Below are 21,102 nucleotides of genomic sequence, written 5' to 3' on the forward strand. Positions count from 1 at the left end.
GGAGAATACAAGTTAAAATAATGGAGACGGTTATTTAAATAACCGTCTCCATTATTTTTTAAAAAGATAAATAGAGAAGAGTTACACAATAGGAGAGGAATTTTACTTGAAAAAAACTATAGTATGCGCAGTAATTGTGGGTATTTTCGTTTTGCTAATATCGGGTAATTTTTTAGTGAAAAAAGTGTGGAGTTCAAATAATGATGATGCGCAGTATATCGCATCATTTATTGAAGAACATAAAGATGAAAAAAATAGTGCGCTTCTAGTAAAGAGAAATGATAAAATTGTTTATTCTGTAAATCCAAATGTTGTATTGCCAGTTGCTAGTACGATGAAGTTAATCGTGGCGCTTGAATATACGAAACAAGTTACAGAAGGGAAAATTGATCCGTCTAGTTTTGTTTCCATTAATGATGTGAATCGTTATTACGTACCGAATACAGATGGCGGTGCACAAGATAGATGGCAAAAGTATTTACAAAAGACAGACAAGATAACAGAAGGAGCAGTTTCTTTAGAAGAAGTGGCAAAAGGAATGGTCAAATTTAGTTCGAATGCGAATGCTGAATATTTAATGGAAGTGTTAGGATTAGATAATATTAATCGGAATTTACAAAGTTTATCACTTCCAGCACATCAGCCGCTATTTCCGATTGTTTCATCTTTATACATCCCTGGATATTTGCATAAAGAACTACATGTTCCGAAATATAAAATAGAGAAAAAGTTAAAAGAAATGTCTCAAGAGCAATATCGTGAATATGCGATGATTATTCATGAACGCTTAAAAAAGAAGGGGCCATTATTACAGAAGGAAATTCCTCTTTACTTAGAGGAACGTTACGATAAAATTTGGTCAGATCGATTACCAGCAGCTTCTGCAAATGATTATATGGTATTGCTTCAAAAGGCGAATCATAAAGGTGGCCTAACAGAAGCCGAAGAAAAAGTGTGGGCGAATATCGTTGAAACAGATATGAGTGCTAAGAAATACCGTAAAACATTTAGACATGCAGGGCAAAAAAATGGCTATACGCCATGGACAGTTACAAAAGCAGTTTATGCCATGGATAAACGCGGGAACTGTACAGAAATTGTGTTCTTAGCAAATAATTTAAATGAAGACGACAGTGCAGAAATACGAAAACATTTAGCGAACTTACATTTCCAAGTGTTGCAAAGTGATAAGTATGATGCGACTTTTATTAAGTAAACTCGGTGCAGAGAGCACCGAGTTTATTTTTATCCCACTTTAATGGGCAGTAAGACCTCCACCTCAAAATTCAGCGAAAGCAAAGAATTAAGATGGGGGATCACCTGCCCATAAAAGTCCGATTGGTGAGGGCTGATTAAAGTTTCGCTTTATGTACAAGCACTTTTTTCCTATCTCTGGGTATGATGGGTAGTAATACTTAGGTGAGAGGGGAAAAGGTGATGAAACAAAGTAAAGAAGAGTTTATAAAGAGTGAAGGCGCTGATTTCCCTGGGAAAACATATGTCGATTGTGTATTACAACATGTATTTCATTTTCAGCGAGATTACTTATTAAAAGATATGTTTCAAGTGCATAAAGCGCATATTGCGATGCTGACGGAAGAGAATTTAATGAAAAAGGAAGAAGCTAAAGTTATATTACATGCACTAAAAAAGATAGAGGGAATTCCAAAAGATCAATTGCTATATACAGAACAGCATGAAGATCTCTTTTTTTTAGTCGAACATTTAATTTTTCAAGAAGCGAAATGCGATTTTGTAAGTAATATGCATATTGGCAGAAGTAGAAATGATATGGGTGTAACGATGTATCGCATGAGTTTAAGGCGGTATGTACTACGATTAATGGAGCATCATTTGTTATTGCAAGAAAGTATATTGCAACTTTCCTATGATCACAAGGAAACGATTATGCCAGCTTATACACATACACAACCAGCACAGCCAACAACATTTGGTCATTATATGTTAGCGATTTATGATACGATGCAAAGAGATTTAGAACGAATGAAACGAACGTACAAACTTTTAAATCAATCTCCAATGGGAGCTGCGGCTCTTTCTACAACAAGTTTTCCGATTAAACGAGAGCGAGTTGCCAATTTACTTGGGTTTACTAATGTAATTGAGAACTCATATGATGCTGTTGCTGGAGCGGATTATTTATTAGAAGTTAGCTCGTTACTTATGGTAATTATGACGAATACGAGCAGATGGATTCATGACTTCTTACTATTAGCGACGAAGGAATATGATGGTATTACTGTTGCGAATCCATATGTACAAATTAGTAGTATTATGCCGCAAAAGCGAAATCCAGTTTCAATTGAGCATGCGCGTGCAATTACGAGTAGCGCTTTAGGAGAAGCATTTACAGTATTTCAAATGATCCATAATACGCCATTTGGTGATATTGTCGATACAGAAGATGATTTGCAGCCGTATTTATATAAAGGAATTGAAAAGACCATTCGTGTTTTTTGTATTATGAATGCAGTCATTCGAACGATGAAAGTAGAAGAAGAAACGTTGAAAAGTCGTTCTTATAAACATGCAATTACGATAACTGATTTCGCAGATGTTTTAACAAAAAACTATGACATTCCATTTCGGCAGGCGCATCATGCAGCAAGTGTTATTGCGAAAGTGTCATTGGATCAACAAAAGGAGCTACATGAATTACATTTAAAAGATGTAAATATATACTTACAAGAAAACTTTAAAATATATTTATTAGAAAACGAGTGGGCAGAGATTGTATCGCCAGAAGCATTTATTCAAAAAAGAAATGTATACGGTGGACCGAGTAAAAAAGAAATGGAGCGCATGATTAAAAATCGAAAAGAGACATTTCAAAATGAAGAAGAGCTATTTGAAAGGGAAAAACAAAGAATTTTACAAGCTGAAAATGATTTGAATACGTTGGCTTTGAATATTATTGAATCGTAAAAGAAGGATTTAGAGAATTAATCGCCAATACTTTATGAAACTATAAATAGAGAGAAGAGATTGTCGATGATTCAATTACATGTATATGAAGAGGTTCTTACTTTTAAAGAAGAAGTTACGCCATTTTTAGAAAAGAATGAGCAGGAAAATAATCTCATATTAGGTGTATTACAAATGGTCCAACAACCGATATTTATGGGGGTAGTAAAACAAGAGGAAGAAATTGCAGTTGTATTTCTTCAAACAGAAGAGAAGAAACAAATCATTGTTGCTACGTCTGAAATTGCGGAAGAGGACATCGTGGAACTTGCAAAGGAACTAACGAAAGTATATCCAAATGTTCCTGGATTGATTGGAAATAAGAAAGTTGTACAGAGATTAGCAGAAGAGATTGCGGCGATAGAAAATAAGAAAACGAATGTTGCAATGGAGCAAGGTATTTATGAATTAAAGCAAGTACAGAAAAAGTGGAACGGGGATGGAATCTTTCGAGAAGTAAGTAGTGAGGAGCTACCATTAATAGAACAGTGGATATATCAATTCTGCGAAGATGTGAAACTTCCTACTACGAAAGAAGAAGCGAAACAAACCGCCCATACATTAATTACTAACCGTTGTCTATTTGGTCTAGAAGTAGAAGGGAATCTTGTTTCTGTAGCTGCAAAAACGAGACCAACTACAAACAATATAACAGTTAATTTCGTATATACACCGAAAGAAGTGCGGAAAAAAGGGTACGCATCTAGTTGTGTCGCTGCACTTAGTCAACGTATGTTAGACGAAGGTTACAAAACAACGACATTATATACTGACTTGGAAAATCCAACATCAAATAAAATTTATCAGGAGATTGGTTATGAGAAGTTGATGGAGTCTGTACTTATATTTTTAGAGAAATAGAATGAAAGGGCACGCTAGTAGAGCGTGCCTTTTTGTTATTCATCAATTCGAATTACTTCACCTTGCGGGAAATTCTCAGTTTCTAGTAAGCTACGAATTGCTTTCGCAACGTATTCAGGTGATAGTAATTTTCCTTCTTCTTTTAGTGTGATGAAGCGATCTAAATGTATGAAGTCTTCTTTATTTGTTTCACGAATTTGTGCTTGCATACTTGTATCAACAACACCAGGTGCAAATGCGACGATTTTTACTGGATATTCTTTTTCTGTTTCTTCGGTTGCTACGCACTGTGTAAACATATTTACACCAGCTTTCGCTGTACAATAAGCGCCCCAGCCAAAGTAAGGATTTTTTCCTGCACCAGATGAAATATTTATAACACGTTTATCTATTTTCCAGTCTTTCGTATGTTTCATAAAAGTGGAGGTAAGAATCATAGGTGCAAGTAAATTAATTTGAACGTTCGTAATGAGCAGTTCGCTTTCAGCTTTTTCTATTGGTTTCATTGGTGCGAGTGTACCAGCGTTATTAATTAAATGAATAGATGATACAGTGTCTTCTGGAATAGATGAAATGATTTCGTTAAAGTTCGTTTCTAAATTATGTACATCTTGAAGATCTAAGGAGTGGAAAATACAATTGCTGTTATATTGCTCTGCGAGTTTCGTAAGCTCTTTATTTTCTCTTCTAGAAATAGAGATGATACTCGTGTTTTCTTCTAACAATTGCGCAGCAATTGCTTCACCTAAGCCTTGTGAAGTTCCTGTTACGATAACATAACGCATAGTGTAGTAAGCTCCTCTCGTATGTGCGGAATTTTGTTGGACAAAGTACATTGCATAGTTTGTCTACATTTTATAGTATAGAGCACTTTTTACTATAATTGAAATGAGATGATTGTATGCCTTTTATAAATCGTTTTACAACAACAGTACCTGGTGCCGTCACGTTCACTGGGAATACGCTGGGACTTAGTCCTACATCACCTGCACCAGGTAATATTTTTGGTACACTTGCTGTGTTTACGACAGTAAATACAGCGTTGCAAGTACCAGGATTCCCAGCAGGGACAACAGATGAGTGGCAATTGAATTCTTCAAGTGCAATTTTAAATCTTCCAGCGGGAAGCAGTGTGTTATATGCAGAATTAGTTTGGGCCGGTACTTTCCGGACTGATACGGAAGATGTTTTACCTTTTTTAAATGATAACATTACATTTACAACGCCAGCAGGGACGTTTTCTGTTACGCCAGATCCTGCTACCGCGCAACAAGGTTCAGTAGGAAACCAATTTTATTACGCTCGCTCTGCTAATGTAACGAATCTTGTTAGTGCAGGTGGGGCAGGAACTTATACAACGGGTGCAGTGCCAGCCGCAAGAACTTCATCTGATCCAACTATCAGTCGTTCGGCTGGTTGGACACTTGAGGTTGTTTATCAAAATGCAAGTTTGCCACTTCGGAATTTGTCAGTTTATGCAGGTCAAGAAATTATCGATGCTTCATCACCACCGGTTGATGCTACTATTTCAGGATTTGCTACCCCAGCCACAGGAGTTGTAACAGGACGAGTGCTCGTAACTGCTCAAGAAGGTGATTCTAACATTGTTGGAGATCAACTTCGCTTTGGACCGAATGCAAATGCTACAGTTGCATTATCCGGCCCGAGAAACCCTGCTAATAATTTCTTTCAGTCACAAATTTGTAACGACATTGGAGAGTTAGATACAACTGGAACGTTTGGAGATTTGAATCAGCCATTAGGGATAGCTTTAGCGGTCCGAAGGCAAGGGTGGGATATTACAAATGTAAATGCCTCTGCATCATTAGTAAACAATCAAACGTCAGCAACGGTTCGATTCGTTACAAATGGAGATGGATACGCTGCAGCTGGTTTTGGGGTTCAAATTGATGCAACGGGGCCAATTATTAATCCTGTTAAATCGGTCAATAGAACAGTTGCAGGAGTTGGAGATATTCTTACCTACACAATTACAGTTCCTAATACAGGTACGGGAAGTGCAGAAAATGTTATATTACAAGACAGTATTCCGAACGGAACGACGTTTGTTACAGGTAGTGTAACAGTAGGGGGAGTAACACAGCCGAATGCGAACCCTGCTAATGGAATTAATTTAGGCACAATCCCAAATAACACGCAAAGAGTTGTTACATTTCAAGTGCGAATAACATCGTTCCCAAACCCAAATCCTATTTCAAATCGTGCAATGGTCTCATATCAATTCCGTCCTTTTGTCGGTAGTCCACCTATTACTAGTATGTCTTCTTCAAATACAGTACAAACGACAGTGAATCAAGCAACTATAAGTATGCAAAAAACTGTAGATTTACAGACTGCAACACTTAATGATGTATTAACATACACGATTAATGTGACGAATAATGGAAATGTCACTGCAAATAATGTTGTTTTTGTTGATAGTATCCCTGGTGGAACAACATTTGTTCCAAATAGTGTTACAGTGAATGGAGTAGCACGTCCAGGAGCGAATCCAGCAAGCAGTATTAATATAGGAAGTATTAATGCATCGCAAACGACTGTAGTGCGCTTTCAAGTTCGAGTAACATCGAATCCTCTTGTCAATCCAATTCCAAACCGCGCGAGTGTAACATTTAACTTTATTCCAGTGCCTGGTCAACAACCAGTTTCAGGGCAAGCGACAAGTAATACTGTAGTTACGACAATTAATATAGCTGAAATAACAACGAGAAAAACAGTGGATAAAGCTTTTGCCACGGTTAACAATGTTCTTACGTACACGGTAACAATTCAAAATACAGGAAATGTACTTGCGACGAATGTTATTTTTCAAGATCCAATCCCAACTGGAACGACTTTTATCGCAAATAGTGTAACTGTAGATGGAATTTCGCAACCTGGAGCAAATCCGGGAACTGGGTTTACAGTTGCTAACATATCTCCAGGTGGAAGTAGGACAGTTACATTTCAAGTACGAGTAACTTCCACGCCATCAGGAGGTACGATTGCGAATCGCGGAAATGTATCTGCTAATTTCATCGTTAAACCGAATCAACCACCAGTAACGATTAATAGACAAACGAATACAGTTGTGACACAAGTGAATACAGGTGGTTTAAATGTAATAAAAGAAGTGAATACAACACAAGCAGCAGTCGGTGACACTTTAACGTACACGATTGCCGTTCAAAATACAGGAAACGTTCCGTTAACAAATGTATTTTTCCAAGACCCTATTCCTTCTGCTGTTTTATTTGTTGCAAATTCTGTAACAATTAATGGAGTACCGCAAAGTGGATTGAGTCCAAATACAGGATTTTCTCTTCCGAATATTTCTGCGGCTCAAACCGTTGTAGTCACATTTGACGTATTAATTGTACAGGATCCAGAAAATGAAGATATTTTAAATCAAGCAAATGTAACAGCGAGTTTTCAGGTGAATCCGAGTGAACCACCAGTAACAATCAATGTTCCGAGTAATGTTGTGAATACAACAGTACAATCAGGGAACTTTGAAGTTGTGAAATCAGTGAACACGGATGTTGCAACAGTAGGGGATGTTTTAGTATATACAATCGAAATTATAAATGCAGGTAGTGTACCAGCTACAAATGTATTTTTCCAAGATTCAATTCCACAAGGGACATTATTTATTGAAAATAGTGTAGTTGTTAATGGTGTTTTACAAGAAGGGGCAGATCCAGAACTTGGATTCCCATTAAATAATTTGCCTACTGGCGCGAGTGCAATTGTTACGTTTGAAGTATTAATTGATGAAATTCCCCAAGGAAATAATGTCGTGAATAATGCGAATGTAACTGGAGATTTCCTTGTAAATCCAACAGAGCCACCAATTACTGTAACAGTACCAAGTAATACTGTTATGACAGTGGTGAATTCTTCAGGGTTAAATGTAATGAAGAGTGTAAGCGCTACTGAAGCAGGAGTAGGAGATACGTTAACGTATACAGTTCGTATACAAAATAGTGGAACGGTAGCAGCGACAAATGTGTCATTCCTTGATCCAATTCCATCTGGAACCACTTTTGTAGCGAATAGTGTAACAATAAACGGGATATCTCAACCTGGTTTAAACCCAACAACTGGATTTCCACTTGCTAATATTCCAGTAGGAGGGATGGTAACAGTTACTTTTCAAGTGACGATTACGAGTGTACCACCAAATAGAGTTCTTCCGAATAATGCGAATGTAACTGCGGATTTCCAAGTAAGTCCTCTCCAGCCACCAATTACAATTGTAACGATTAGTAATATTGTTGTGACGCGAGTAAATGTGGGATCACTTAATGTAATGAAGAGTGTAAATACACCACAGGCAGGAGTAGGAGATACGTTAACGTATACGATTCTTATTCAAAATACAGGAACTGTTCCTGCAACCAATATTATTTTTCAAGATCCAATTCCGTCGGGTACTGCGTTTGTAGCAAATAGTGTGACGATAAATGGAGTTGTTCAACAAGGTGCGAATCCTATGGCAGGATTCCCAGTACCGAATATTCCGGTCGGACAAACGGCTACGATTACGTTTCAAGTTACAGTGACGAGTGTTCCGAGCGGTGGAAATATAAGAAACCAATCGAACGTTACTGCAAGTTTTCTTATAAATCCTGCAAACCCTCCAATAACGACTGTTACGAATAGTAACTTTGTAGTGACGCAAGTAAATACAGCTCGATTAAATATACAAAAATCTTCATCTGTACAACAAGCTACCCTTGGAGAAACTTACACGTATTCTGTAGTCATTAGAAATAATGGAACGGTAACAGCGACGAATGTGTCATTCCTTGATCCAATTGCTCTAGAAACGACTTTTGTAGCAAATAGTGTAACGATAAATGGAACGCCTCAACCTGGATTTGATCCAAATATAGGTTTTACGCTTCCTAATATCGCTGCTGGAACAGCATTGACTGTAACGTTCCAAGTAACAGTAGTTGCGCCATCCACACGAGGAGCTGTACTAAACACGGCATCTGCTACAGCTACTTTTTTATTAAATCCTTTACAGCCCCCTGTAACAACGACGAATACAAGTAATACGACAGTAGTTACAATACCATTACCTCCTCCTGGTGAAGTAACAGCAATAAAAACAGTAAATGTTGCCGCTGGAGCTGTTGGAGATGTATTAACGTATACAGTGCTAATAACGAATGTAGGAATTATCCCTGTTACAGATGTACTCTTCCAAGATGTCATTCCGGAAGGGACGACGTTTGTTGACAATAGCGTAACGATAGGTGGAATACAGCAACTTGGATTAAATCCAGAAATAGGCTTTACAGTTAGTCCGTTATTAAATGCTGGTGCGAGTATTTCTGTAACGTTCCAAGTGACCATTACGGAAATTCCAGATAATGAAGTCATATTAAATGATGCTGACGTTACATTTACTTCACAACCGAATCCGCAAGAGCCACCGATTACGCAAACGCTATTAACGAATTTAGTCGTTACGACAATTAATATAGCTTCAATTTTCCCAGTAAAAATAGTAGATAAAGAGGCGGCGACAGTTGGAGAAATATTAACTTATGATGTCCTAATTTTTAACTTTGGAACAGTGCCGGCAACGAATGTTCAATTTCTTGATTCAAGTACGAGTGGTGTAGCGTTTGTACCAGGAAGTGTGAGTATAAACGGCGTACCGGAACCTGGATTAGATCCGTTTATAGGCTTTACAGTTCCCGATATACCTGTAGATGATTTTGTGCTTGTCACATATCAAGAGATGGTAACGAGTATTCCTCAAGGGGGAACAGTTGTAAACTTTGTAGATGTTACGGCTACATTTGCTGTAAGTGAAACAGAGCCGCCTATTACTGAAACGACAACAAGTAATACGACATTAACAGAAATCAATGAACCTGGATTCAACGTTTTAAAATCAGTAAGTCAGCCAATTGTTGCAGTAGGCGATACAATCACATATACAACAGTAGTTCAAAATACGGGAACAGTGATAGCGACGAATGTTCAATATAGTGATGTATTACCGTCCTCAATAACATTGGTACCGGATAGTGTAACGATAGATGGTGTGCTACAACCTGGATTAGATCCTAATAATGGATTCCCGCTTCCAGATATAAACCCAGGAGGAAGTGTAGAAGTCACATTCCAAGTAACCGTTGTCAGTGTCCCATCAAACGGAACAATAGCTAATACGGCGAATGTTACAGGAAATTTTATATTAGTACCAGGAGAACCACCAGTTGTAGTGAATCAGCCAAGTAACACAACGCTAACAACTGTAAATAGAGGAAGCTTTACTATTATTAAACAAGTAAATAGAGCAGCTACTCTAGTGGGGGACGTATTAACGTATACAGTGCAAATAACGAATACAGGAACAGTAACAGCAAATAATGTTCAATTTATTGATACGATTTCAGCAGGAGCGTCATTTGTACCAAATAGTGTAACGGTAAATGGAGCCCTGCAACCAAACTTAAATCCGATTACTGGCTTTGGAGTTGGAGATATATTCGTTGGGGAAACGGTTATAGTGACGTTTCAAGCGACAGTTATAAACATCCCGTCATCAGGAACAATCACGAACGTTGCAAATATAACAGGAAGCTTTACTTTAGTACCAGGAGAGCCACCGGTTGTAGTAACTGAACCGAGTAATACGACAATAACAAGGGTAAATAGAGGACGATTTAATGTTATAAAAACCGTGAATAAGCAAGCAACACGATTAGGAGATACGTTAACGTATAGTGTGCAAGTTACAAATACGGGAACGGTAACAGCGACGAATGTTCAGTTTATTGACGTTCCATCGCCTGGTTTAGAATTCATTCCTGGAAGTGTACAGATAAATGGGATTCCGCAAGTAGGTTTAGATCCTTTTGTAGGCTTTTCATTACCTGATCTCGCAGTTGGAAATGGCGTATTAATAACGTTCGAAGTAACTGTAATCGCAATACCACCTTCTAATAGTATTATGAATTCGGCGAGTGTAACGGGTGATTTCGTATTGATTCCAGGAGAACCTCCGTTTACAATTACGAATTTAAGTAATACGACAGTCACGCCAGTAAATAGAGGTAGTTTAGATATGCTGAAAGAAGTAGATCATCCAATTGTTGGAGTAGGAGAAACAGTAACGTATACTGTTCGTATATTAAATACCGGTACTGCTGATGCGATGAATGTTCAATTTATAGATGTGTTATCTCAAGAAGCTGATTTCGTCGCAAATAGTGTAACGATAAATGGAGTTCCGCAGCCGGGGTTAAATCCGCAGGTTGGATTTACGATACCAGATATTCCGGTTGGTGAGACTGTACTTGTAACGTATGAAGCTACGATTACAAGTTTCCCAGATGGTGGTACAGTAGTAAACGTTGCTGGAGCGTTAGCAGAGTATATTTTAGTACCAGGAGAGCCGCCAATTACAGTAATGGACACGAGTAATACTGTTATTGTAACGGTAAATACTGCAATTTTATTTGTTGCAAAAGGAGCGGATTTTGAAGTAGCGATGGTAGGAGATGTTGTCACTTACGGAATTGCTGTTATTAATGACAGTACAGTTCCTGTGACGAATATTGTTTTAACAGATATCATTGATCCGAATACGTTATTTATAAATGGCACAGTAACAGTAAATGATGTACCTCTTCCATTTGCTAATCCGAATACTGGTATTCCGTTAGGTGATTTTCAGCCAAATGATGCAGCAATTATTAATTTCCAAGTTGTAATAACAGGAGGACAAATAAATAATTTAGTTACAAATACTGCTACAGCGAATGGATTTGCAACTGTGAATCCAAATGAACCGCCTGTAGTAGTTGAAGCTGATAGTAACACAGTTGTTATCCCATTTATTCCTCAAAATGTTTCAACGACAGTCGTAAAAACGGCAGATCATCAAACAGCAACGATAGGCGATGTTATTACGTTTACGACAGTTATTACGAATACGGGGGATACTGTCATACAAAATATTCGTTTTCAAGATATGTTAGATAGTAGTGTTCGATTTGTCATTGGAAGTGTAACGGTTGATAATACGCCAGTGCCAAATGTAAACCCAGTATCAGGATTTCTTATAGGAAGTTTAAATCCAGGTGAAGCACGGACAGTTTCGTTCCAAGTAGTAGTGGAGAGTGCACCAAGCGGTTCAGGGAATTATATAAATCAAGCGAGTATCCGTTTCGAACACCAAGTAGGTACAGTGTTACCACCTGTTACACAAATAATAGAAAGTAATATTGTTGTCATACCGTTTGTCCCAACAATCGAACAAATTTGTGAAACAAACTTTAATTGCTTAGATATAATTCCGTTTCAATGTTCTCCGTGTAATCAGTTGAACGGGCATAAAAAATAAAACAAAAAAGAGCATCCTGGAAGAACGGGGTGCTCTTTTTATGTGAATTGATCAAATAGATTCATTTTCGGGCGAGGTAAAAAACTCGTTAATTTTGTTGGAAAGTAGAAATGGAATGGCTCCCTTTATAACAGAAATATCCCAGTCCCACCATGCGAGATTTTCTAGTTTTTCAATGATTTCCTGTGGGAAACGATATCGAACAAATTTTGCAGGATTACCAGCTACAATTGCATATGGTGGTACATCTTTTGTAACCACACTCTTTGCACCAATAATGGCACCGTTACCAATCGTAACACCAGATAAAATGCAGGATTGATAACCAATCCATACATCATTGCCGACTACGATATCACCTTTTGAAGAAGGGTGACCAGTAATATGTGCTCCTTCATCAAAAAGTGCATTAAATGGGTAAGTCGTTATCCAGTCTGCGCGATGTTCACCACCAAGTATGAACACGACTTCTTCTCCTAATGAACAAAACTTACCTATTTTTAATTTTGTTTCATCATTCCAAGAAAAAATAGTTGGACCTACTTTACTGTAAGTATAATCACCGATATCATATTTATTATATTCAGGATTTTGATTTAAATATAACATACCAATTTTAGCATCCTTTCTAAAGCAAGTAATGGATATGGAACATTATATGCAACTTAGAATAAGTCGAACTGTGTTGTATGAATTGGTAATGCACAAATATAGTAGTAGATGCAACGAATAAAAAAGGAGTGGAATGAATGATATACGAAATGGGGTTATATAATAAACCTTTTCAATCAATTCAATCAGGACAAAAAGTATATGAAGTACGTTTATACGATACAAAACGTCAGCTTATAAAACAAGGAGATCATATTGTATTTACGAACCTTACGACGTCAGCAACGATGACTGTAAAAGTAACGGAAATAAAACGATACGAAAGTTTTAAAGCAATGTACGAACAAATTGATAAAAAATTATTGGATTGTGAAAATGATAGTTTGGAGGAGATGCTAGAAAATACATACAAAATATATACGAAAGAACAAGAACAAAAGTGGGGAACAGTTGCGATTGGTATTGAGGGAATAAAATGATAAGAAATCGCGGCGCGGCTATCATTGTGCAGGAAGGGAAAATTGCTCTTATAAAACGTATTCGAGAAGGGGAAACATATTATGTTTTTCCAGGCGGAGGAATTGAAAAAGGAGAAACACCTGAAGAAGCAACGAAGCGAGAGGTATATGAAGAGTTAGGGGTACATATAGAAGTGGAGCATCTAATTGCAACGGTGGAGTATAAGGGTACGGAGTATTATTATAATGCCTATATTACAGATGGAGTTTTCGGAAGTGGTGAAGCTGAGGAATTCGAGCTGAAAGATAGAGGGATTTATATTCCATTGTGGTTGCCGATACATGAGTTGAAAAAAGTGAATATAAAACCGTATGAAGTGGTCGGAAGTATTTTCAATCATTACAAAATGTAAGGTCTGACAACATACAAAAAAAACCATTGACATAGTCTTCTGATTTAAGTATTGTATTCGAGTATGTTTATAATCAGGAGGTTTATATGAGCAATCAAACTACTACACATCATGTGAAAATGACAACAGCAGATCCATCTGGAATTGGTCTATTTGGATTAGCGATGGTAACACTTGTAGCATCATCTCAAAAGTTAGGCTTAACAGATGGCGTTTCACTTGTATTACCATGGGCAATCTTTTTAGGAGGATTCGCACAAATCTTTGCGTGCATTCACGATGCAAAGCATAACAATACGTTCGGTACAACAGCATTCGGTGCATACGGCCTATTTTGGTTAGGTGTTGGAATGACTTGGTTAATTCAACTTGGAGTATTTGGCGAAAAATTAGCACAAGCTGCAGATTCAAAACAGCTTGGGGTAGCCTTTATCGGATATTTGATTTTTACAATCTTTATGACAATTGGTGCAATGGAAACACATAAAGTATTATTTATGATTTTCGTCCTTATTGATTTCTTATTTATCGGTCTTTCATTAAGTACTTTAGGTGTTATGCCGCATGCCATGCATAATTTAGCAGCATATTCTGAACTTCTTATTTCATTATTCTCTTTCTATGGTTCAGCAGCAGCAGTGTTAAATACACACTTCGGAAAAGTTGTTTTACCAGTTGGAAAGCCGTTTGGTATTTTTAAAAAGTAATAAAAAAGCACAGATGATTGTATAGTCATCTGTGCTTTTTTGTATGAAGTAAACGGAAATAATAAAAAATATAATTGAAATTGATTATCATTATTAATATAATGAGAATGAGAATCATTTATTGTAAGAGGGGGATGCCGAAGTGGCGAAAATTTTAATAGCTTATGCAAGTATGTCAGGAAATACAGAGAGTATTGCTGATTTAATTAAAGTTAGTTTAGATGCTTTTGATCATGAAGTAGTATTACAAGAAATGGAAGGCATGGATGCAGAAGAATTGTTAGTCTATGATGGAATTATTTTAGGATCTTATACGTGGGGCGATGGTGAACTACCATTTGAAGCGGAAGATTTCCATGATGACTTGGATAATATAGATTTATCAGGGAAAAAAGTAGCGGTATTCGGATCAGGGGATACGGCGTATGAACTGTTTTGTGAAGCGGTAACGATATTTGAAGAGAAACTTGTAGAACGCGGTGCAGAGCTTGTACAAGAAGGGTTGAAAATTGAACTAGCTCCAGAAGATGAAGAGGATGTTGAAAAATGCAGTAATTTTGCAATTGCATTTGCTGAGAAGTTCTAAGAATGGGAGTGTCAACGTGGAGACAATGCTAAGTGCGACCGCTATCACAAAGTTAAGAGATGGAAAACTTATGTTAGCTACTACATATAATGGCTTATTTATTGAACAAGACGGAGAATGGAAACAAATTTTAAATGGTTTTCAAAAACGAATTAGGGATTTACATAGCGAGGATAATGTAGTGTATGGTGTAGGGGACGAAGGGATTTTTATTCGTAGTATGAATGGTGGAAAGAACTGGACGGTGCAGCGTTTTCCAACAAAAGCAACGAGTTGGAATGTGTGTAGTAATGTACAAGGAACTGTCATTGCTCATGGAGATAAAACGTTGTATCATTCGAATGATTTTGGTTCGACATGGGAAACCATTCATCCATTTCTTGAGTATGGTGGCGAGGCACCATCTATTCGATCGTTATTTTTATATAAACATTACTTATTTATCGGTACGAAAATACATGCTAAATATGGTGGTGTTTGGCTCTTTAATTTGGAGACACGTAAATTAAAGAGGATTAAGATCGTGATGAATCAGATGATCTCAGCGTTGACTTTACACAATTCTTATATAGTAGCAGCCAGTGGGTCGTGCAAAGGGAGTAGCGGGAATATTTCTTTTTGTAAAATAGATGAAAGTATTGATAGTGAAAAAATATATTGGCACACATGTCAAAGTGAGCAGAAAGCAAGTAGCTATTTAGCCTTAAGTGTAGATCAACATGTGCTATATACAACGTCAACGCAAAATAAGGTGGGAATTAGTACGGTTTGTCGTGTACTACTAGAAGAAGGACTTGTTACAGTATGTGACTCAGTTAAAGGGCATGGCTGGCGCATTGTTAACCAAAAAGAGGGCTATGTTGTAGCTGGATCAGGTGAATCAAAAGCAATGCAGCGGAAGAAAAAAGTTATATAGCAAAAAAACTTTGCTTTTATTATAGTGATATGATATATTATATCTAAACCATTTTACTTTTAATAATATAGAGATTTAAATGAGCTGTAACTTCCGAGGAGGATAGCAATGTTAAATCTCCTCTGGGGGTTGCAGTTTTTTAATGTCTGAAGTATTATTGTAAAGTGGTTGAAAATGAATATGTACATATAGGTACATTGTAGGAGGATTTTTTAAATGCAAAACGGTAAAGTAAAATGGTTTAACTCAGAAAAAGGTTTCGGTTTCATCGAAGTTGAAGGCGGAGAAGACGTATTCGTTCATTTCTCAGCTATCCAAGGCGACGGCTTCAAAACTTTAGAAGAAGGTCAAGAAGTTACTTTCGAAGTAGAACAAGGTAACCGTGGACCTCAAGCTACAAACGTTAACAAGAAGTAATTATGGAAAAAAGAAGGGCTTGCCCTTCTTTTTTTTTGCATTTTTTATTGAATAGCCTCCCATGTACATAGCATAATGAGATTGAATTTTCGTTTTTTAGACGAAGTATTTCATGCATAAAGTGCATGAATGAATAAATAAATACTGAAAATAGAGTATGTGTGTGAAAAGGAATGTAGAAAGAGGTAAATAAATTGGAAAACGCTACACATTTTATTGTGTTTGATATAGAGAGAAATTTTAGGCCGTATAAATCAGAAGATCCGTCAGAGATAGTTGATATCGGAGCTGTAAAAATAGAAGTAAGTACAATGAAGGTAATTGGAGAATTTTCAGAGTTAGTAAAACCGAGTGCACGTCTTACTCGGCATACGACAAAATTAACGGGAATTACAAAGGAAGATTTAATTGGTGTGGAGAAATTCCCGCAAATTATAGAGAAATTTATTCAGTTTATCGGAGAAGACTCTCTATTTGTTTCGTGGGGAAGAGAAGATTATCGTTTTCTATCTCATGATTGTACGTTACACGGTGTAGAATGCCCATGTATGGAAAAAGAGAGGAAATTTGATTTACAGAAATTTGTTTTCCAAGCGTATGAAGAATTATTTGAGAATACACCAAGTTTACAATTTGCAGTAGAACAGCTCGGTTTAACATGGGAAGGGAAGCAACACCGAGCTTTAGCAGATGCTGAAAATACAGCCAAGATACTTCTTAAAGTATATAGCGAGAGAGATATTCATAAACGGTACAAAAGACATGGTGAACTTGAACTTGTAGAGAACGGAAAACTAACAGAAAAAGCGAAAAAAAAGATGCGAAAATGGGTATTTAAAGAAATGAGAAAAAATACAGAGCGTCCTTTCGTTTGGAGTACATTTGAAAGTAGTGACACGTGGGAAAATATAACGGAAAGATACTATATAAGCGAATCTACAATAGAAATGTTGAAAAAGCATTTTCCTACGGCGGTTAGAAAGGCGGAAAGGCTGATTAGGCATTTGGCTGAGATGGAGGAGAATGTAGAGGTTAAATGACATTCTCCTCTACTTCTATCTACATAAATTTTACGTCATTGTGTTGAGGGATAAATAAAGTATTCATATTAAAATAGGAATGGATTTGTTGTGATTGGGCCATTATAATTGCTTTGAAAATTAAGATGTGGTAAGAATTTTAAAATATTTTAATGAGCGCCCATAGTAATGAAAGAGGGTAGAGTTAAATGGAAGCAATCTTTACCATTTTAACAGTTTTAGTTTTTGGGATAATATTTACCGCATTATTAGCACTAATTACACTTCTTTTCATAGCAAAGAAGAAAAATTGGAAAACGCTTAATATATCTTTAAATTATGGTGTATTAAAGATTAAAATCGAAGAGTAAGGTAAGAGTTTTATACAAGGGAGGTGTGATAGTGATAGACTTGGATATCAAAGACGTCAACGTACAGATGGAATTAAATGGAGTCTTTTGGAATGAGGATGGGATTGCTGAAATGACCGTGACTACAAAAGAAGAGCATTCTCTACTTCTTCGTCTAGTAGTTGACTTAGAAAGTAAAACTATTAGGGCGACGAGTGCCGAAATAGTGAATGGATTCTGCCCTCTGTGCAAGCAGAAAAGGGACGAATGTAGTGAGCTGAATGACTTACAAAACAAAATGGATATTTTAGAAGAAGCTTACGATTGGGTGAGAGAGCATCCAGAATATCGTTTTCAATTATCTTTTTACGAGTACAATAAATTTGAGGTAGTAAAGTGAAATTTTCATTTTAACAACATACATAGTGACTAAAAGAAAACACAAAAAACTTATAGATGGACTTGTTCAACTAGAAATATTGAAGTAAATAAGGAATCTACTTGATTCTTCAACAAATGTCCTTTTGGATCAAAAAAAGCATATTTTGTTATAAATCAGAAAAACCGATTCTTAGTAGAATCGGTTTTTTAAATAAATATCAACTAAGTTTTAAATAAAAGGGTACTTATTAAAAGCGCTCAGTAAAAATAGGGATATGGAAGGATTTATTCAATCCCATTCGGATTATAAGAATACTGCTGCTTATTCTCAATTCATTCAATCACATTTTGCAATTCATCCGGCTTCAGAAACTCAATTGGAGAGAGGTCTTTTGAATCAACTAGCAAGAATGCTATTAATCTTTTAACAACTTGTCTCCAAAATAGCAGGGCGAACATAAAATGCTATATATGATTTTAAAGGAGATGTTTTTTTGACGAAAAGAAATTGTAGGAGTCATCAGCAGTCATTTGCTCCCTTTATCAGCCCTAATCCAATCACTTCATTTAATCCGATTAAACGTTACCCAAAAATTGATAAAACAGCTTTTATAAGTCCTTTTTCTAGTGTAATAGGAGATGTGAGAATAAAAGATAACGTATATGTAGCTCCTAATGTAAGCATTCGTGCGGATGAAGGAACTCCATTTTATATTAGTTCAAATACAAATCTGCAGGATGGAGTTATCTTACATGGTTTATTGAATAAATTTGTTCTTGTTGATGATAAAAAGTATTCGATTTATATTGGGAAAAAAGTAAGTGTTGCGCATGGCGCCCTCATTCATGGCCCTTGTTATATAGGGAATAAGGTGTTCGTCGGTTTTAAAGCAATTGTGTACAATGCGATTATTGGAGAAGGCACAGTTATTTCATACAATGCAGTAGTAACAAACGGTGTGCGTGTTTCGGCGAACAGATTTGTACCGCCTGGAGCCAATATAGACACACAAGAAAAAGCAGATGCGCTCATTCGAGTACCGAAAGACGAAGAAGAGTTTGCACGAGAAGTACAACGTGTAAATCAAGAATTTCCTGCTTCTTATAACTTATTATTTGGTTCGCATCGCTGTTCTTGCGGAATGCCGTACAATCATTAAAAATTAGCAGTTTTTGAGATGAAGTGTTTATTATACATGACATTGGTTTAAAAGATTCAAATCCATTGAGAGACGGTGCTTCATTTGAAAAAATACCGGATCATACAATACGGATATGTTCTTGATACAAAATGTTTTCGATAATAAAAAGACAATGATGGTGTAACCCGTCATTGTCTTTTTGTATTGTTCTATTCAATTTCTCCTGGACTATAGCTATACTGCTGCTTATTCTCAATACGCTCAATCACATCTTGTAACTCATCCGGCTTCAGAAACTCAATTGGAGAGAAGCCTTTCTCAAACGTAAGTGTATCAGCTTCAATCATTAATACGTATCGGTCATTTACCTTTGCGATATGTATTTGATCCCCGAAATCAGCAAGCAGGGCCTTTACAGAGATATGGTCTGCTTTTAGCTTTAATTCCACTTCAGGAGCATGCTCGACGATTTGAGCGGTAGCTTCCATTACTTCTTCGGTTGAAAATTGTTCCATAATTTCACGTTTCGGACTGGCAGCCCATACTTCCATCGCTTGGTCGAATTGTTCACGTTCTTCCGTACCTTCTTCAAATACATCTTCAATTTGGTCATATACCATGTCCATTACTTGTGTTTTCATAATTTCAGGCATAGAGCGTTCGTACTCGACGAATTTTAAGAAGTCTTCAAAGTAGCGGGCGTGTGATGCTTGGTGAATTTTTAATTCACCCACTTCGACCATACCTTCTTCAGGCATGTACGGATATTGGATAGATTTCATATTTTTTGTTGTTATGGCCATTTCAACGTTACGAATTAGTGTAGATTCATCTGAAATTGAAGCAACTTTCGGTTCAAAGTCACATTTCATAACGAAAACGAATGGATCATCAAAGTATTTGCGTAGTTTTGCTTGCGCAATTAAAAATACACCACCGCGTACAGCACTTGTGTCAAGGTATGTATAAACGAGAGGTTCGCTCATATCTTTGAAGTTTTCCTTTGTTTCTGCAAAGCGAATGCGATTAAATAGGTTGTAATGAGGGTTTGAATCAAGTTCGTGTCCTTCTTCTACAATGAAGCGACCGATCTTTGTCGGAGCTTGTTCTGTTTTTGCATGACGTTCTACTTTTCGCTTTGAAATTTTTAATAATTCACCATTCAAAAATTCTTTTAAGGAGCTATCTTCATATTCTTCAGCGTCTAATGTTTGAAAATGTTTGTAGCGTTTATCAACAGCTTCACCTTTTCCTTCTACTTGTACAACATAAAAGGAAAGATAATTTATTTCAAAATCCATATTTATCACCTTGTTTCATTTCATTAACTCTTATCAGTATAGAGATGGAAAAAACTTTCGTCAATTTATATAAGGAAGGGGGAGCCCCTTCCTTCACATATTCTTTATCTTTGAAATTAAAATCCGTCTTCTAATGCTGAAAATGGAATGTTCAGTCTATTTTCTACTGTACGTAAACGTTGGTTTAAGCGGTTTAATCTACGTGTATGACGCTCAACCGTGTTTTCTAATTGACGTACTCTTTGCTCAAGCTCATTTACGCGTCTTTCTAGTTGACGGTTTCCAGTACCAGGAAAAGAGATTGGAAGTTGGAATTGTCGATTTTGATCATATGGATTAACTTGTTCTTCTGGATCTATATATTGTTGGTATTGTGCTTGTAAATCATATTGAGGCTGATAACCATGTTGGTTATATGGATCGTATGGATTGTAGGGGTACATAAAAACATCCTCCATTTCTTTTAAATAGGTTAATTCACCATAATGTATGTGTAAAAGCGGAGTGTGGCACGGCAAATACCTATTTATGTTCACAGGATGTTTCTTTATAAATAAGAATATGGAGTTTTTACATTTGT

The 21,102-nt window shown here is 36.6% G+C and carries 18 protein-coding genes; 14 read left to right on the top strand and 4 right to left on the bottom strand.

From position 1 onward, the window contains the following. Window positions 1–106: 106 nt before the first annotated feature. The 3 genes from MR115_RS15430 (at window position 107) to MR115_RS15440 (ending at window position 3,846) form a co-directional block, all read left to right on the top strand. Entirely contained in the window at window positions 107–1,216 is a 1,110-nt protein-coding gene (locus MR115_RS15430; protein ID WP_061678472.1) for a serine hydrolase, read from the top strand. A gap of 221 nt (window positions 1,217–1,437) precedes the next feature. Beyond that, a complete protein-coding gene (gene argH / locus MR115_RS15435; RefSeq protein WP_242241868.1) occupies window positions 1,438–2,946 on the top strand; it encodes an argininosuccinate lyase in 1,509 nt (502 codons plus the stop codon). A 66-nt stretch (window positions 2,947–3,012) separates the two neighbouring features. Continuing rightward, a complete protein-coding gene (locus tag MR115_RS15440) occupies window positions 3,013–3,846 on the top strand; it encodes a GNAT family N-acetyltransferase (RefSeq protein WP_242241869.1) in 834 nt (277 codons plus the stop codon). Window positions 3,847–3,881: 35 nt separating this feature from the next. Here the strand turns inward: MR115_RS15440 and MR115_RS15445 are convergent, their stop codons facing one another. Next, entirely contained in the window at window positions 3,882–4,631 is a 750-nt protein-coding gene (locus MR115_RS15445; protein WP_242241870.1) for a (S)-benzoin forming benzil reductase, read from the bottom strand. Window positions 4,632–4,747: 116 nt separating this feature from the next. Here MR115_RS15445 and MR115_RS15450 point away from each other — a divergent pair, with 116 nt between their 5' ends. Then, entirely contained in the window at window positions 4,748–12,220 is a 7,473-nt protein-coding gene (locus MR115_RS15450; protein WP_242241871.1) for a beta strand repeat-containing protein, read from the top strand. A 51-nt stretch (window positions 12,221–12,271) separates the two neighbouring features. On the opposite strand, the gene MR115_RS15455 is transcribed toward MR115_RS15450, so the two are convergent. Next, on the bottom strand, window positions 12,272–12,829 hold the full coding sequence (locus tag MR115_RS15455) for a CatB-related O-acetyltransferase (protein ID WP_063262515.1): 558 nt from the start codon (window positions 12,827–12,829) through the stop codon (window positions 12,272–12,274). Between the two features lie 140 nt (window positions 12,830–12,969). Here MR115_RS15455 and MR115_RS15460 point away from each other — a divergent pair, with 140 nt between their 5' ends. The 10 genes from MR115_RS15460 to MR115_RS15505 all read left to right on the top strand — a co-directional run bounded on the left by MR115_RS15460 (window position 12,970) and on the right by MR115_RS15505 (window position 19,239). Next, window positions 12,970–13,311, top strand: a complete 342-nt coding sequence (locus MR115_RS15460) for an ASCH domain-containing protein (RefSeq protein WP_061678466.1) — start codon at window positions 12,970–12,972, stop codon at window positions 13,309–13,311. Further along, window positions 13,308–13,703 (top strand): NUDIX hydrolase, encoded by a 396-nt coding sequence (locus MR115_RS15465; RefSeq protein WP_063262516.1) that lies wholly within the window; start codon window positions 13,308–13,310, stop codon window positions 13,701–13,703. The genes MR115_RS15460 and MR115_RS15465 overlap by 4 nt, the downstream gene beginning before the upstream one ends. 86 nt (window positions 13,704–13,789) lie before the next feature. Further along, window positions 13,790–14,410: an acetate uptake transporter gene (locus MR115_RS15470; protein ID WP_242241872.1), complete on the top strand. Its 621-nt coding sequence runs from the start codon at window positions 13,790–13,792 to the stop codon at window positions 14,408–14,410. A 142-nt stretch (window positions 14,411–14,552) separates the two neighbouring features. After that, window positions 14,553–14,996, top strand: coding sequence for a flavodoxin (locus MR115_RS15475; protein WP_001062768.1), 444 nt, complete (start codon window positions 14,553–14,555; stop codon window positions 14,994–14,996). A 16-nt stretch (window positions 14,997–15,012) separates the two neighbouring features. Further along, window positions 15,013–15,912 (top strand): WD40/YVTN/BNR-like repeat-containing protein, encoded by a 900-nt coding sequence (locus tag MR115_RS15480; protein WP_242241873.1) that lies wholly within the window; start codon window positions 15,013–15,015, stop codon window positions 15,910–15,912. Window positions 15,913–16,128: 216 nt separating this feature from the next. Continuing rightward, entirely contained in the window at window positions 16,129–16,329 is a 201-nt protein-coding gene (gene cspB, locus MR115_RS15485; protein WP_001179148.1) for a cold shock-like protein CspB, read from the top strand. A gap of 194 nt (window positions 16,330–16,523) precedes the next feature. Beyond that, window positions 16,524–17,369, top strand: coding sequence for an exonuclease (locus MR115_RS15490; protein ID WP_242241874.1), 846 nt, complete (start codon window positions 16,524–16,526; stop codon window positions 17,367–17,369). Window positions 17,370–17,557: 188 nt separating this feature from the next. Further along, on the top strand, window positions 17,558–17,719 hold the full coding sequence (locus MR115_RS15495) for a hypothetical protein (RefSeq protein WP_242241875.1): 162 nt from the start codon (window positions 17,558–17,560) through the stop codon (window positions 17,717–17,719). 31 nt (window positions 17,720–17,750) lie between these two features. Then, on the top strand, window positions 17,751–18,098 hold the full coding sequence (locus MR115_RS15500) for a hypothetical protein (protein ID WP_132131346.1): 348 nt from the start codon (window positions 17,751–17,753) through the stop codon (window positions 18,096–18,098). Between the two features lie 475 nt (window positions 18,099–18,573). Continuing rightward, window positions 18,574–19,239 carry an LbetaH domain-containing protein gene (locus MR115_RS15505; protein ID WP_097864923.1) on the top strand — a complete coding sequence of 222 codons (666 nt, stop codon included), beginning with the start codon at window positions 18,574–18,576 and terminating at the stop codon, window positions 19,237–19,239. Window positions 19,240–19,430: 191 nt separating this feature from the next. Here the strand turns inward: MR115_RS15505 and MR115_RS15510 are convergent, their stop codons facing one another. Then, window positions 19,431–20,522: a DUF3900 domain-containing protein gene (locus MR115_RS15510; protein WP_073515841.1), complete on the bottom strand. Its 1,092-nt coding sequence runs from the start codon at window positions 20,520–20,522 to the stop codon at window positions 19,431–19,433. 116 nt (window positions 20,523–20,638) lie between these two features. Beyond that, window positions 20,639–20,965: a hypothetical protein gene (locus MR115_RS15515; RefSeq protein WP_141435038.1), complete on the bottom strand. Its 327-nt coding sequence runs from the start codon at window positions 20,963–20,965 to the stop codon at window positions 20,639–20,641. Window positions 20,966–21,102: the final 137 nt, after the last annotated feature.

It is taken from the genome of Bacillus cereus group sp. BfR-BA-01309 (assembly GCF_022664315.1).
GTDB lineage: Bacteria > Bacillota > Bacilli > Bacillales > Bacillaceae_G > Bacillus_A > Bacillus_A mobilis.

Coding starts and splice junctions, on each gene's coding strand:
- argH (WP_242241868.1), top strand. CDS start 1,438: ATGAAACAAAGTAAAGAAGAGTTTATAAAGAGTGAAGGCGCTGATTTC.
- MR115_RS15440 (WP_242241869.1), top strand. CDS start 3,013: ATGATTCAATTACATGTATATGAAGAGGTTCTTACTTTTAAAGAAGAA.
- MR115_RS15445 (WP_242241870.1), bottom strand. CDS start 4,631: ATGCGTTATGTTATCGTAACAGGAACTTCACAAGGCTTAGGTGAAGCA.
- MR115_RS15450 (WP_242241871.1), top strand. CDS start 4,748: ATGCCTTTTATAAATCGTTTTACAACAACAGTACCTGGTGCCGTCACG.
- MR115_RS15455 (WP_063262515.1), bottom strand. CDS start 12,829: ATGTTATATTTAAATCAAAATCCTGAATATAATAAATATGATATCGGT.
- MR115_RS15460 (WP_061678466.1), top strand. CDS start 12,970: ATGATATACGAAATGGGGTTATATAATAAACCTTTTCAATCAATTCAA.
- MR115_RS15465 (WP_063262516.1), top strand. CDS start 13,308: ATGATAAGAAATCGCGGCGCGGCTATCATTGTGCAGGAAGGGAAAATT.
- MR115_RS15470 (WP_242241872.1), top strand. CDS start 13,790: ATGAGCAATCAAACTACTACACATCATGTGAAAATGACAACAGCAGAT.
- cspB (WP_001179148.1), top strand. CDS start 16,129: ATGCAAAACGGTAAAGTAAAATGGTTTAACTCAGAAAAAGGTTTCGGT.
- MR115_RS15495 (WP_242241875.1), top strand. CDS start 17,558: ATGGAAGCAATCTTTACCATTTTAACAGTTTTAGTTTTTGGGATAATA.
- MR115_RS15510 (WP_073515841.1), bottom strand. CDS start 20,522: ATGGATTTTGAAATAAATTATCTTTCCTTTTATGTTGTACAAGTAGAA.
- MR115_RS15515 (WP_141435038.1), bottom strand. CDS start 20,965: ATGTACCCCTACAATCCATACGATCCATATAACCAACATGGTTATCAG.